The sequence below is a fragment of the Bradyrhizobium sp. Y36 genome (assembly GCF_002531575.1).
Lineage (GTDB): Bacteria > Pseudomonadota > Alphaproteobacteria > Rhizobiales > Xanthobacteraceae > Bradyrhizobium.
Map to the genome: position 1 here is coordinate 177511 of NZ_NWTI01000011.1, position 13482 is coordinate 190992.

Consider the following 13482-nt stretch of genomic DNA (forward strand, 5'->3'; position numbering starts at 1 on the left):
CCTCCCTCGGCGGTCTTGTGCCGCCCTCTTTCTTATTGCCCGTGCACCATGCCCGGCGTGGCCCTGAGGCCAGCCGGAGTCTGTGCAGCAACGCTTTTTTGCGCCAGAGTTGGCCTGCGTGCGGGGAAAATCGTCTTGCGTTGAGTTGCTAGGCTGCTTCCGCACCGGGGGCCTCCGCTCCAGTCAGCCACTCCGCGCAAGTGAGCCGCCAAGGTTCCAGCCATGGTTGCGGCGACGAATCCGTCCTTGAGGCGAGAGTGCGATGAGAAGCCCGTTCTATACCGCCGAGCATGACGCCTTCCGCGAGGTGATGCGCCGCTTCGTCGAGAAGGAGATCACCCCGTTCGCCCATGAGTGGGACGAGGCCGGCGAATTCCCGCGCGTGCTCTATCGCAAGGCGGCCGAGATCGGCCTGTTGGGACTGGGATTTCCCGAGGAATATGGCGGGATCGCCGCCGACCAGTTCATGAAGATCGTGGCCAGCCAGGAGCTGGCGCGGGCCGGCGCCGGCGGCGTCAGCGCCAGCCTGATGAGCCACACCATCGGCTCGCCGCCGATCGCGCGGGCCGCGCGCCCCGAGGTGAAGGCCCGCGTGCTGCCGCAGGTGTTGGCGGGCGACAAGATCTCCGCGCTCGCGATCACCGAGCCCGGCGGCGGCTCCGATGTCGCAAACCTCCGCACCCGGGCGCGGCGCGACGGGGATCACTACGTCGTGAGCGGCGAAAAGACCTTCATCACGTCAGGCGTCCGCGCCGATTATCTGACCGTTGCGGTGCGTACGGGCGGCGAGGGCGCCGGCGGTGTCAGCCTGCTCCTGATCGAAGGCGACACGCCCGGCCTGTCGCGGACAAAACTGAAGAAGATGGGCTGGTGGGCCTCCGACACCGCGACGCTGCATTTCGACGAATGCCGCGTGCCGGCCGAAAACCTGATCGGCGAGGAGGGCCAGGGCTTCAAGATCATCATGCAGAACTTCAACAGCGAGCGCATGGGCATGGCGGCGGGCTGCACCGGCTTCGCCCGGGTCTGCCTCGACGAGGCCATCGCCTATGCCAAGGAGCGCAAGACCTTTGGCAAGCCGCTCGCCCAGCACCAGGTCATCAGGCACAAGATCGTCGACATGGCGCAGAAGGTGGCGGCCTCGCAGGCGATGCTGGAGATGCTGGCCTGGCGCCTCGAGCAGGGCGAGAGCCCGGTCGCCGAGATCTGCATGATGAAGAATCAGGCGACGCAGACCATGGCGTTCTGTGCCTCGGAGGCCGTTCAGATCTTCGGTGGCGCCGGCTTCATGCGCGGCATCAAGGCCGAGCGCATCTACCGCGAGGTCAAGGTCAACGCCATCGGCGGCGGCACCGAGGAGATCATGAAGGATCTGGCGTCGCGGCAGATGGGGTTGTGACAATCGTCGTCCCGGGGCGCGCGAAGCGCGAACCCGGGACCTGGAGCTGAGTCCTGACATATCGAGATTCCGGGTTCGGCGCGGTGCGCCGCCCCGGAATGACGAAGAGGAAAGAATGCTATTCACCGCCGACCACGACGACATCCGCCGCAGCTTGCAAAAATTCATCGCCAACGAGATCAATCCTCATGTCGATGACTGGGAGAAGGCCGACATTTTTCCGGCGCACGAGCTGTTCAAGAAGATGGGCAGCCTTGGCTTCCTCGGCCTGAACAAGCCGGTCGAATTCGGCGGCTCCGGCCTCGATTATTCCTATGCGCTGATGATGGCCGAGGAGCTGGGCGCCATCACGTGCGGCGGCGTGCCGATGGCGATCGGGGTGCAGACCGACATGGCAACGCCGGCGCTCGCACGCTTCGGCTCCGACGAGGTACGGCGCGAATTCCTGGCGCCCTCGATCTCCGGCGACTTCGTCGCCTGCATCGGCGTCTCCGAGCCCGGCGCCGGATCGGACGTCGCCTCGATCAAGACGCAGGCGCGCTCCGATGGCGACGATTACGTCATCGACGGCGGCAAGATGTGGATCACCAACGGCACCCAGGCCGACTGGATCTGCCTGCTCGCCAACACCGGCGACGGACCAATTCACCGCAACAAGTCGCTGATCTGCGTGCCCATGAAGAGCAAGGGCGTCACGATCGCGCGCAAGCTGGACAAGATGGGCATGCGCTCGTCGGATACGGCGCAGATCTTCTTCGACAATGTCCGCGTGCCCAAGCGCAACCGGATCGGGGAGGAAGGCAAGGGCTTCACCTATCAGATGATCCAATTCCAGGAGGAGCGGCTGTGGGGCGCGGCAGCCTGCCTGAAGGCGCATGAGTACATCATCGCGCAGACCATCGAATACACGCGCAACCGGAAGGCCTTCGGCCAGAGCATCCTCGACAACCAGGTCGTGCACTTCAAGCTCGCGGAGATGCAGACCGAGGTCGAGCTGTTGCGCGCGCTGATCTATCGCGCCGCGGAGCAACTGGTCGCCGGCGAGGACGTGACGCGGCTCGCCACCATGGCCAAGCTGAAGGCCGGCCGGCTCGGACGCGAGCTCACCGACGCCTGCTTGCAGTATTGGGGCGGAATGGGCTTTACCAACGAGACGCCGGTCAGCCGGGCCTATCGCGACAGCCGCCTGACCTCGATCGGCGGCGGCGCCGACGAGGTCATGCTGATGGTCCTGTGCAAGATGATGGGTACGCTGCCCGGCAGCAAAGGAAGCTCCTGATGATCACGCTCTATCATTGCGATGCCGCACGCTCGTTCCGTCCACTCTGGATGCTGGAGGAGATGGGGCTGCCCTATGAGCTGAAGATGCTGCCGTTCCCGCCGCGGGTCTTCGCCAAGGAATATCTGGCGATCAATCCGCTCGGCACGATTCCCTTCATGGTCGACGGCGAGACGAAGATGACGGAGTCCTCCGGCATCTGCCATTACCTCGGCACGAGATATGCTCCGACGCCCTTGATGGTGGACGTCGCGGACCCCGCCTACGGCGCGTTCCTGAACTGGATGTATTTCAGCGACGCCACGTTAACCTTTCCGCAGACGCTGGTGCTCAGATACACCCAGCTCGAGCCGGAGGAGCGGCGCAATCCGCAGGTCGCGGGCGACTACGCAAAATGGTTCTTGGGCCGCCTGCGCGCCGTCGAGGCAGCCACCGCAAATGCTGAAACCTTGTGCGCCGGTCGGTTCACCGCCGCCGACATTGTCATCGGCTACGCACTTCGGCTGGCCGAGAATATCGGCCTCGCCAAGGATTTCGGGCCAAATGTCGCAGCCTATTGGGGGCGCTTGCAGCAGCGCGACGGGTTCAAGCGCGCCGTTGCTGCGGAGCAGAAGGCCGGCGCCGAGCAGAATGTTGCGCCGCGTGTGAGGGCGTAAGGGATGCTGTCATTCCGGTAGCGCGCAATAATGCGCCCCCGGAAGCTCGAAGTTGTCGCGCGAGGTTCCGGGCCGCCCTTCGGTTGTCCCGGAACGGCGCTTTTTTGCGCGTCCATGACAGCGCTATCCCGTCGTGACAGCGCCCAAATTTCCGCTAAGGTGACCTCCGTCCGCAGCGGCCAGAGAGCCGCGCGAGGAGGAGCCCAATGGAATATAACGGTCGCGAATCCGACCATCTGATGCTGATCACACCGGAGCGGGTGTTTTATGCGGGCCTGCTCGGTCGCCCCCGTAAGCGGACCCCGGGCTGTTGCCATGTCTATGTGGCGGTGAAGGGCAATCTGCACCTGACCATCGACGACGTCCTCGCCACCGGCGAGCTGTTCGTCACCCTGCCGAACCAGCGGCATTCCATTGCCAGCGACTATCGCACCGCGATCAGCGTGACGCTCGAGCCCGAGAGCATGCCGGATGGCGTGATCGAGGCCCTGGCCGCACGGCTGACCGGGCCCGATCAGGCCGTCTACGCCCGAAAAGTCCTCGCCGCTTACACATTGCTGCGCCAGCGCCGTTACGGCGACATCACCACCGCCGAGTTCGACGAGATGTGCTTCGGCGAGGCGCTGCCGCGCCGCGTGCTCGATCCGCGCGTGATGCGCGCGGTTGCGCGCATCGGGCGTTTCTCCGGCGAGCCGGTGACGGCCGACACCTGCGCGGCCGAAGCCGGGCTCTCGGCCTCGCGCTTCCTGCATCTGTTCAAGGAGGAGACCGGCATCTCGTTCCGCTCCTTCCGCGCCTGGAAGCGTGCGCGGCATCTGCTGCACTTCGCCAACCAGGATCTCAACCTCGCCCATCTCGCACAGGACATCGGCTATCCCGACTCCACCCATTTCAGTCACTCGATCCGCCGTTTCTACGGGTTGAAGCCGCGCGCGATCTTCGTCGGCTCGCGGGATCTTGCGATCTATCGCAGCACCGAGACGGTACGATTGGCGGAAGCGAGTTAACGCTGCTCCCGTAGGGTGGGCAAAGGCGCTCTTGCGCCGTGCCCACCACCTTTCGGAAATTGGCAAAGACGTGGGCACGCTTCCGCCTCCGCTCTTCGAGCTACGGCGGACAAGTCGCTTTGCCCACCCTACGAATTCCTGCCCATTTTTCAGCTTCTCCGCGCAAGAAGCCGCATGCCCTGCATCACATGATCGCGTTCGTTGAATTCTCAACGTGCGAGACATTTTTGGCATGAGCGACAAGGCCGTCATCACCTGCGCGCTGAACGGCGTGCTCACCGACCCCAAGCAGCACAACGTGCCCGTGACGCCCGAGCAAATGGCGCGCGAGGCCAAGTCTGCGTTCGATGCCGGTGCGTCCGTCATGCACATCCATCTGCGCCAGCAGGCGCCGGGCAAGGGGCATCTGCCGTCCTGGGAGGTCGCGGTCAGCAAGGAGATTCAGCAGGCGATCCGCGAGGCCTGCCCCGGCGTCATCATCAACCACACCTCCGGCGTGTCAGGGCCGAACTATTCCGGCGCGCTCGACTGCATTCGCGAAACGAAGCCGGAGATCGCGGCCTGCAACGCCGGCTCGCTGAATTACCTGAAGGTCAAGGCCGACAACACCTGGGCCTGGCCGCCGATGATGTTCGACAACGCCGTCGAGAAGGTGAAGGACTATCTCGACGTCATGAACGCCGTCGGTACCATTCCGGAGTTCGAGTGCTTCGACGTCGGCATCGTCCGCTGCGTCGGCATGTACCACCAGGTCGGGATGTACAAAGGACCCCTCGAATACAATTTCGTCATGGGCGTCGCCTCCGGCATGCCCGCTGATCCTGAATTGCTGCCGATCCTGATCAAGCTGAAACGGCCGGAAGCGCAGTTTCAGGTCACCGCCATCGGCCGCGAAGAGATCTGGCCACTGCACCAGCGCTGCGCCGAGCTCGGCGGCCATCTGCGCACCGGCCTCGAAGACGCCTTCTATCTCGCCGATGGCAAGAAGGTGACGTCGAACGGCCAGCTGATCGAGGCCATCGCCGCCTGCGCGCGCCGTGCCGGTCGCGAGATCGCGAGCCCCGCCGAAGCGCGGAAGATCTTTGGGACGAATCGCTAGTCACATCCTGTCATTCCGGGGCACGCGAAGCGTGAACCCGGAATCTCGAGGTTCCGGGTTCGATGCTGTCGCATCGCCCCGGAACGACGGAGCAAGTTGAACGTGTCCATTCTCGAAAACACCATCTCCCCCGGCAGTGCCGCCTACCACGCCAACCGCGACGGCATGCTCGGCTTGATCGACCGCATGCGCGCGCTGGAAGAGCGCACGCGGGCGGCGTCGGCGGCGGCAAAGGACCGCTTCCACAAGCGCGGCCAGCTGCTGCCGCGCGAGCGCGTGGCGCTGGTGCTCGATCCCGGTGCGCCCTTCATCGAGCTGTCGACGCTCGCCGGCTACATGTTCGACGTGCCGGACGCGAACAAGAGCGTGCCGGGCGGCGGCGTCATCGCCGGCATCGGCTTCGTCTCGGGCATCCGCTGCATGGTCAGCGCCAATGACGCCGGCATCGATGCCGGCGCGCTGCAGCCTTTCGGCCTCGACAAGACGCTGCGGGTGCAGGAGCTGGCGCTCGAGAACAAGCTGCCTTACGTCCAACTGGTCGAGAGCGCCGGCGCCAATCTGTTGCGCTACCGCGTCGAGGACTTTGTCCGCGGCGGCAACATTTTTCGCAATCTGGCGCGACTCTCGGCGGCCGGACTTCCCGTCGTCACCGTCACGCATGGCTCGTCCACTGCGGGCGGTGCCTACCAGACCGGCCTGTCCGACTACATCGTCATGGTGCGCGGCCGTACCCGCGCCTTCCTTGCCGGGCCGCCGCTACTGAAGGCCGCGACCGGCGAGATCGCGACCGAGGAGGAGCTCGGCGGCGCCGAGATGCACACGCAGGTTTCGGGCCTCGGCGACTATCTCGCCGAGGACGATCGCGACGCCTTGCGCATCGCCCGCGAGATCATGGCGGCGATGCAATGGGAGCGGCCGGGTCGGGTGGCGCCGGAATTCAAGCCGCCACGCTACGAGCAGGACGAACTGCTCGGCATCATGCCGATGGACCACAAACGCCCGGTCGACATGAAGCAGGTGATCGCGCGCATCGTCGATGATTCCGATTTCACCGAGATGGCGCCGAATTACGGCCCGGCCACCGTCTGCGGCCATGCCCGCATCGAGGGCCAGGCCATCGGCATCATCACCAACAACGGGCCGCTCGACCCCGCCGGCGCCAACAAGGCGACGCATTTCATCCAGGCCTGCTGCCAGACCCGCACGCCGATCCTCTATCTCAACAACACCACGGGCTACATGGTCGGCAAGGCCTATGAGGAAGCCGGCATGATCAAGCACGGTTCCAAGATGATCCAGGCGGTGACCTCGGCAACGGTGCCGCAGATCACCATCTATTGCGGCGCCTCGTTCGGCGCCGGCAATTACGGCATGTGCGGCCGCGGCTTCCATCCGCGCTTCTGCTTCTCATGGCCGAACGCCAAGACCGCGGTGATGGGCGGCGAGCAGGCGGCCGAGACCATGGCCATCGTCACCGAGGCCGCCGCCGCCCGTCGCGGCAAGCCGATCGAGAAGGACAAGCTGGACGCCATGAAGGCGCAGATCATCGGCGTGTTCGATGGGCAGATGGATGTGTTCTCGACCAGCGCGCGCGTGCTCGACGATGGTGTGATCGATCCACGCGACACCCGCGCGGTGCTGTCCGAGGTGCTCGCAATCTGCCGCGAGGGCGATGCGCGCACACCTCAGCGCATGCAGTTTTCGGTGGCCCGCCCATGAGGAACGGATCAGTGCAGCATCGCCCGTTCTTCAAAGTTCTGGTCGCCAACCGCGGCGAGATCGCACTGCGCGTCATGCGCAGCGCGCGGCAGCTCGGCCTTGGCGTCGTCGCGGTCTATTCGGACGCGGATCGCGATGCGCTCCATGTGCGGCAAGCCGATCAGGCCGTGCGCATCGGCGAAGCCTTGCCGGCGCAATCCTATCTCAACATTCCCGCGATCATTGAAGCCGCGAAAGCCAGCGGGGCGGACGCCGTGCATCCCGGCTACGGCTTCCTCGCCGAGAACGAAGACTTCGCGCAAGCCTGCAAGGACGCCGGCCTCGTCTTCATCGGTCCGTCGCCGCAGGCGATCGAGGCGATGGGCAACAAGGCCGGTGCCAAGGAGATCATGAAGAAGGCCGGCGTTCCCTGCGTGCCCGGCTATCAAGGCGCGGACCAGAGCGACGAGGTCATGCTGGCGGAGGCCAGGAAGATCGGCTTCCCCGTGATGATCAAGGCGGTCGCGGGCGGCGGCGGTCGCGGCATGCGGCTGGTCACGGATGCTGCTTCGTTTGCGGATGCGCTGCGCAGTGCGCGCTCGGAGGCCAAGGCCGCGTTCGGCGATCCCACCGTGATCCTCGAGCGCGCCATCCAGAATCCGCGGCACATCGAAATTCAGGTGTTCGGCGACAGCCACGGCAACGCCATCCACCTCGGCGAGCGCGATTGCTCCGTGCAGCGGCGGCACCAGAAGCTGATCGAGGAAGCGCCGTCACCCGCGGTGACGCCGGAGCTGCGCGCGAAAATGGGCGAGGTCGCGGTCGCGGCGGTGAAAGCGCTGCGCTACGAGGGCGCTGGCACGCTGGAATTCCTGCTCGATGCCGGCGGCGAATTCTACTTCATGGAGATGAACACGCGGCTCCAGGTCGAGCACCCCGTGACCGAGGCGATTACCGGGCTCGATCTGGTCGAACTGCAGTTGCGGGTCGCGCGCGGCGAGGCGTTGCCGGTCAGGCAGCAGGACATCAAATTCTCCGGCCACGCCATCGAGGTGCGGCTGTGCTCGGAAGATGCCGCGCAGGATTTCATGCCGCAGTCGGGCCGCGTGGCACGCTGGCAGGTGCCGGAGGGCATCCGCGTCGAGCACGCGCTGCAATCGGGCTCGGAGATTCCCCCGTTCTACGATTCCATGATCGCCAAGGTGATCAGCCATGGCGCGACGCGCGAGGAGGCGAGGGGGCGGCTGATCGTCGGCCTCGAGCAGCTCACCGCCTTCGGCGTGACCACCAATCAGTCGTTCCTGATGTCGTGTCTGCGTCATCCCGGCTTTGCCAAGGGCGAGGCGACGACCGCTTTCATCGGTGTGCACCGCGACGAGCTGTTGGCGCCGCGGGCGGATGCGAATTTCGATACGGCGCTGGCGGGCCTGCTGCTCTACGTCACCAATCCGCGCGCGCCGTCCTGGCAAACTGGCCGGAGCCTGTCGGCAACGTTCCCGCTGCCGGCGAAGATCGAGATCGCCGGCCGGACGCTGGAGCTTGAAATCACCCGCGACCGCGACGGCAGCTACACGGTTGCTGCCGACGGCCGCCAGGACAGGTTCGAGATCGACCAGCTCGACGCCGACACCATTCGCTTCCGCCATGACGGCGTGATGGATAGTGCAAGGTTCCTGCGCGATGGCGATCGGCTCTATCTGCAGCACCGCGGCCTCTCGCTCGCGATTGCCGATCTCACCCTTGCCGCGCCGAAGGCCGCCGCTGCCAACGGCGGCGATGGCAAAGTTCGCGCCGCCATGAACGGCCGCGTGGTTGCGGTTCTGGTCAAGCCGGGCGACCGCGTCGCCGCCGGTCAGCCGGTGCTGACGCTGGAAGCGATGAAGATGGAGCACGTCCACAAGGCCGGCATCGACGGCGTGGTCGCCGCGATCGACGTTGCCGAGGGCGAGCAGGTCACCACAGGCAGGATCGTGGCGGAGATCGGTGTTGCTGCGCCGGCCGCGTGAGCGGCTACGAACACTTCCTGAAATAGCGGTAGATGTCAGGCGCCCGCATCCAGATGAAGTCCTGGGTGAGGCCGCCATGGGCATTGATCCAGGAGGTGATGTCCGCCGAATAGGCACGGCGCAGCGTCGTCGTGGCGTCAGCCCGGTGCGCCAGATGGAAACCGAAACTCGCCTCCGGGGTGACGCAGATCCGGCTGCGGGGAATGCGGCCCAGCAGAACGGTGCAGGCGGACTGGCAGGAGCCGACGATGCGGACGTTCACGCCCTGACGCGCGAGTTCGGTCCAGCGCGCATTGTAGGCCGCGACCGATCCACCGTGATTGTCGGAGACGTCGATCGTCTCCGCGCGGGCGGCGGTGCAACTGGCTGACATGAAAAGGAGGCCAACCAGGCCGGTCAGGAATTTGGATAGAGGCATCACCGGATCCATCCGTTGAAGAGCGCGTCGATCATGGCACAGCAAGCCTGACACCAAATGGATCGATCGCGTGTGTGCGAACTCACAAGCAGATCTTTCCGCCGAGCCTCCGCTTCCCGCAAAGGGGCCGGAATTCCCAATAATTTCAATTGGATTCGTGCCTCAGAGAGCGGTCGGTCAAAATCGATATTGAACAACGTTCAATATCTGGCTATAGATATTGAACAATGTTCAATTTGGGAGCCTTCCATGCGCGCCGATGACCCCGCCGAAGCGAATGCCGCCACGCTTCCCTCCATCACGCGCCGGCTCCCGGTCGGCACGCTGGCCGCCCGTGAAAAATATCTGATCGGCGGCCTCGTCGTCCTGGCACTGGCGGCGCTCCTGGCACCCCCGCTGCCCGCCGCCGCCTGGCACATCCCGCACTTCGTCGATGGCCGCGCCTGGCTCGGCGTGCCCAACGCCGGCGACGTCTTGAGCAATCTCGCCTTCCTCGCGATGGGCGTCTGGGGCTCGGAGCGGCTGCGCGGCCGCGTTGACGCGCCCGTCGGGGCAAGCTGGTTCTTCGTGGGGCTGATCCTCACCTGCCTGGGCTCAGGCTTCTATCATCTCGACCCCGACGTGCCGCAGCGGCTCATCGCCGATCGTCTGGGCATGGCCGTGGCGTTCGCAGGATTCCTGGGCATCGCGGCCAGCGAGCGCATCAGCCTGCGCGCAGGCGAGGCGGTGCTGGTGCTGATGATGATCGCGGGCCTGTTGGCTGCCTGGGTGGCCCGCGACAATCTCACGCCGTGGGTGGCCGTGCAGTTTGGTGGCATGGCGCTCGCCATGGGCCTGGCGTTGACGCCTCCCCGGCTCGATGCGCTCGGCCTGCCGCTCCGCGGCGTGATTGTCTTCTACGTGCTGGCCAAGCTCTTCGAGCTGGGTGACGCGATGATCTTCGAAGCGACCGGGCACATCGTTTCGGGCCACACACTCAAGCATCTCTCTGCTGCGCTCGCAGCGTGGCCGGTGATCAGGTCGCTGGCGCCATCTGGCTCCGCCCCGTTCCGTCGCTGAGCAAGCACGCTACTTGATGCCCGTCGCCCGTCTCCTGCAGCGCCGGCCGCTCCGTCTTGCATCGCTCCATCGCGAACCGGCAGCGGGTGTGAAACGCGCAGCCTGGCGGCGGATTGACCGGGCTCGGCACGTCGCCGTCGACCAGCGGCGTAAGCCTCTTCGCCAGCGGATTGGCGATCGGCACCGAGGCGAGCAGGGCCTGCGTATAGGGGTGCCTGGGGTTGCGGAACAACTCGTCCTTGCCGGCGATCTCGACGATGCGGCCGAGATACATCACGGCGACGCGGTGGCTGATATGGGCGACCACGGCGAGGTCGTGCGCGATGAAGAGATAGGAGAAGCCGTGCTGCCGCTGCAGGTCGATCAGCAGATTGATCACCTGCGCCTGGATCGAGACGTCGAGCGCGGACACCGGCTCGTCGCAGACGATCAGGCGCGGCTCCAGCGCAAGGGCCCGCGCGATGCAGATGCGCTGGCGCTGGCCGCCGGAAAACTGATGCGGGAAATTGCGCATCTGGTCGGAGCGCAGGCCGACTTGCTCGAACAGCCTCGCGACGCGCGCTTCCAGCTCCTTGCCGCTCGCAAGCCTGTGCACGGCGAGCGGCTCGCCGACGATGTCGCCGGCCGTCATGCGTGGATTGAGCGAGGCAAACGGGTCCTGGAACACGATCTGCATCGAGCGGCGATGCGGCCGCAGCGCCGTCTTGGAGAGATGCGTGATGTCCTCCCCGTCGAGGCGGATCTGCCCCGAGGTCGGCTCGACCAGCCGCAGCACGCTGCGCGCCACCGTCGACTTGCCGCAACCGGACTCGCCGACGAGCCCGAGCGTTTCGCCGGCATGAAGGGAGAACGAGACGCCGTCGACCGAGTGCACGATGCCGACCTGCCGGCGCAGCACGCCGGCGCGCACCGGATAATGTTTCTTGAGATCGGTGACTTCGAGCAGCACCTCGGTCATGCCACCTCCGCGACTTCTTCTGCGCGCCAGCAGGCGGCGAGATGGCCGCCTCCCCAATCCGCCAGCGGCGGATATTCGGCCTCGCAACGCTTGATGGCGAGCTTGCAGCGCGGCGCGAAGGCGCAACCCCTGGGCAGCCGCACCAGCGACGGCACCGTGCCGGGTATTTCGTTCAGCCGCGCCGGCGCGGCGACGCCGGGGACGGGGACCGCGGGGATCGAGGCCATCAGCCCGCGCGTATAGGGGTGCTTGGGCGCCGCGAACAGCGCTTCGACGCTGGCCTCCTCGACCTTCCGTCCCGCATACATCACGATCACGCGCTGCGCGGTCTGGGCGACAACGCCGAGATCATGGGTGATCAGCACGAGCCCGGTGCCGAGCTCCTTCTGGAGATCGAGGATCAGCGCCAGGATCTGCGCCTGGATGGTGACGTCGAGCGCGGTGGTCGGCTCATCCGCGATCAACAGCGCCGGCCGGCAGGCCAGCGCCATCGCGATCATCGCGCGCTGGCGCATGCCGCCGGAGAGCTGATGCGGATATTCGCGCGCCCGCCGCGCCGGCTCGGGGATGCGCACCAGCCGCAGCATCTCGACGGCGACATCGCCGGCTTCCTTGCTCGACAGCTTCCGGTGCAGCCGCACGGCCTCGACGATCTGGTCGCCGATCCGCATCACGGGGTTGAGCGAGGTCATCGGCTCCTGGAAGATCATGGAGATGCGGTTGCCCCTGACCGCGCGCATCTCCGCTTCATCCAGCGTCAGCAGGTCGGTGCCTTCGAGCGAGACGGAGCCGCCGACGATGCGACCGGGCGGATCGGGCACCAGCCGCATCAGCGACAGCGCCGTGACGCTCTTGCCGCAGCCGGATTCGCCGACGATCGCCAGCGTCTCGCCACGCTTCACGGTGAAGGAGACGTCGTCGACGGCCTTGAACAGCCCTGAGTTGGTGAAGAACACCGTCTGCAGGTTCTTCACATCGAGCACGAGGTCGGATTTGTCAGCCATCAGCCGCGCTGCCTCGGATCGAGAATGTCACGCAGGGCGTCGCCGAACAGATTGGCGCCGAACACGGCGAGGCTGATCGCGATGCCCGGGAAGATCACGAGCCAGGGCGCGGTGCGGACATATTCGGCGGCGGACTCCGAGAGCATGCGGCCCCACGACGGATAGGGCTCGGGAATGCCGAGGCCAAGGAAGGAGAGTGAGGCTTCGGTCAGGATGGTGGAGCCGAGCTGGGCGGTCGCGAGCACGATCAGCGGTGCCAGCGTGTTCGGCAGCACATGGCGAAGCGCGATGCGGACCTCGCTCATGCCGATCGACTTGGCGGCTTCGATGAAGGGAAGCTCGCGCAGCGCCAGCGTGTTGGCGCGAATGACGCGCGCGACCGTCGGGATCAGCGGAATGGCAATCGCGATGATCACGTTCGGCAGTGACGGGCCGAGCGCCGCCGTCATCACCAGCGCCAGCACCAGCAGCGGCAGCGCCTGGAGGACGTCGGAGACGCGCTGGAACACGAGATCGACCCAGCCGGCGAGATAGCCTGACGTGAGCCCGACGATGATGCCGATCGTGCCGCCGAGCGCGGTCGAGCCGATCCCGACCGCGAGCGAGATCCGCGCGCCGTGGATGATGCGGCTGAAAACGTCGCGGCCGAACGAGTCTGTCCCCATCCAGTGGGCCCAGCTCGGGCGAGCGAGTGCTCGCGCCGAATCGATCGTCAAGGGATCATAGCGCGCGATGAAATCGGCGAAGATGGCCGTAAACACGAACACGGTCATGATGACGAGGCCAGCGGCGCCCAGCACATGCCGCTGCGCCAGGAACAGCACGCGCCTCCAGCCGCCGGTGGCATGCGAGCCCGCCCGCCTCAGTTCGAGATCGTAGTCGATCGCAGCCAAGCTGAT

Annotated in this window: 12 protein-coding genes; 8 read left to right on the plus strand and 4 right to left on the minus strand. The window is 65.9% G+C overall.

Annotated elements, in window-relative coordinates; translation table 11 throughout:
* The first annotated feature begins 262 nt into the window (after positions 1–262).
* From CO669_RS19780 to CO669_RS19810, 7 genes are all read left to right on the plus strand, one after another.
* Complete coding sequence (locus tag CO669_RS19780) at positions 263–1399, plus strand: acyl-CoA dehydrogenase family protein (RefSeq protein WP_097661606.1); 1137 nt, start codon at positions 263–265, stop codon at positions 1397–1399.
* Between the two features lie 115 nt (positions 1400–1514).
* Entirely contained in the window at positions 1515–2678 is a 1164-nt protein-coding gene (locus CO669_RS19785) for an acyl-CoA dehydrogenase family protein (protein WP_097661607.1), read from the plus strand.
* Complete coding sequence (locus CO669_RS19790) at positions 2678–3334, plus strand: glutathione S-transferase family protein (protein WP_097661608.1); 657 nt, start codon at positions 2678–2680, stop codon at positions 3332–3334. The genes CO669_RS19785 and CO669_RS19790 overlap by 1 nt, the downstream gene beginning before the upstream one ends.
* Before the next feature lie 206 nt (positions 3335–3540).
* Complete coding sequence (locus CO669_RS19795) at positions 3541–4341, plus strand: helix-turn-helix domain-containing protein (RefSeq protein WP_097661609.1); 801 nt, start codon at positions 3541–3543, stop codon at positions 4339–4341.
* Positions 4342–4573: 232 nt separating this feature from the next.
* On the plus strand, positions 4574–5440 hold the full coding sequence (locus tag CO669_RS19800; RefSeq protein WP_097661610.1) for a beta-keto acid cleavage family enzyme: 867 nt from the start codon (positions 4574–4576) through the stop codon (positions 5438–5440).
* A gap of 102 nt (positions 5441–5542) precedes the next feature.
* A complete protein-coding gene (locus tag CO669_RS19805; RefSeq protein ID WP_097661647.1) occupies positions 5543–7159 on the plus strand; it encodes an acyl-CoA carboxylase subunit beta in 1617 nt (538 codons plus the stop codon).
* A complete protein-coding gene (locus CO669_RS19810) occupies positions 7156–9144 on the plus strand; it encodes an acetyl/propionyl/methylcrotonyl-CoA carboxylase subunit alpha (RefSeq protein ID WP_097661611.1) in 1989 nt (662 codons plus the stop codon). The genes CO669_RS19805 and CO669_RS19810 overlap by 4 nt, the downstream gene beginning before the upstream one ends.
* A 4-nt stretch (positions 9145–9148) precedes the next feature.
* On the opposite strand, the gene CO669_RS19815 is transcribed toward CO669_RS19810, so the two are convergent.
* Complete coding sequence (locus CO669_RS19815; RefSeq protein WP_245444389.1) at positions 9149–9517, minus strand: hypothetical protein; 369 nt, start codon at positions 9515–9517, stop codon at positions 9149–9151.
* Positions 9518–9811: 294 nt separating this feature from the next.
* Between CO669_RS19815 and CO669_RS19820 the strand changes: the two genes are divergently transcribed.
* Positions 9812–10621: a hypothetical protein gene (locus tag CO669_RS19820; RefSeq protein ID WP_097661612.1), complete on the plus strand. Its 810-nt coding sequence runs from the start codon at positions 9812–9814 to the stop codon at positions 10619–10621.
* Here the strand turns inward: CO669_RS19820 and CO669_RS19825 are convergent.
* From CO669_RS19825 to CO669_RS19835, 3 genes are read right to left on the minus strand one after another with little or no spacing between them, the layout of a single operon-like run.
* The gene (locus tag CO669_RS19825; RefSeq protein ID WP_097661613.1) at positions 10578–11579 is read right to left on the minus strand and encodes an ABC transporter ATP-binding protein; all 1002 of its coding nucleotides are present in this window, start codon (positions 11577–11579) and stop codon (positions 10578–10580) included. The two genes, CO669_RS19820 and CO669_RS19825, sit on opposite strands and share 44 nt — an antisense overlap.
* Complete coding sequence (locus tag CO669_RS19830; RefSeq protein ID WP_097661614.1) at positions 11576–12583, minus strand: ABC transporter ATP-binding protein; 1008 nt, start codon at positions 12581–12583, stop codon at positions 11576–11578. The genes CO669_RS19825 and CO669_RS19830 overlap by 4 nt, the downstream gene beginning before the upstream one ends.
* Positions 12583–13476 carry an ABC transporter permease gene (locus CO669_RS19835; protein WP_097661615.1) on the minus strand — a complete coding sequence of 298 codons (894 nt, stop codon included), beginning with the start codon at positions 13474–13476 and terminating at the stop codon, positions 12583–12585. The genes CO669_RS19830 and CO669_RS19835 overlap by 1 nt, the downstream gene beginning before the upstream one ends.
* Between the last annotated feature and the right edge of the window lie 6 nt (positions 13477–13482).

Excerpts from the sequence above, each read along its gene's own strand:
- CO669_RS19780 (WP_097661606.1), top strand. The coding sequence starts at position 263 with ATGAGAAGCCCGTTCTATACCGCCGAGCATGACGCCTTCCGCGAGGTG.
- CO669_RS19785 (WP_097661607.1), top strand. The coding sequence starts at position 1,515 with ATGCTATTCACCGCCGACCACGACGACATCCGCCGCAGCTTGCAAAAA.
- CO669_RS19790 (WP_097661608.1), top strand. The coding sequence starts at position 2,678 with ATGATCACGCTCTATCATTGCGATGCCGCACGCTCGTTCCGTCCACTC.
- CO669_RS19795 (WP_097661609.1), top strand. The coding sequence starts at position 3,541 with ATGGAATATAACGGTCGCGAATCCGACCATCTGATGCTGATCACACCG.
- CO669_RS19800 (WP_097661610.1), top strand. The coding sequence starts at position 4,574 with ATGAGCGACAAGGCCGTCATCACCTGCGCGCTGAACGGCGTGCTCACC.
- CO669_RS19810 (WP_097661611.1), top strand. The coding sequence starts at position 7,156 with ATGAGGAACGGATCAGTGCAGCATCGCCCGTTCTTCAAAGTTCTGGTC.
- CO669_RS19815 (WP_245444389.1), bottom strand. The coding sequence starts at position 9,517 with ATGTCAGCCAGTTGCACCGCCGCCCGCGCGGAGACGATCGACGTCTCC.
- CO669_RS19820 (WP_097661612.1), top strand. The coding sequence starts at position 9,812 with ATGCGCGCCGATGACCCCGCCGAAGCGAATGCCGCCACGCTTCCCTCC.
- CO669_RS19825 (WP_097661613.1), bottom strand. The coding sequence starts at position 11,579 with ATGACCGAGGTGCTGCTCGAAGTCACCGATCTCAAGAAACATTATCCG.
- CO669_RS19830 (WP_097661614.1), bottom strand. The coding sequence starts at position 12,583 with ATGGCTGACAAATCCGACCTCGTGCTCGATGTGAAGAACCTGCAGACG.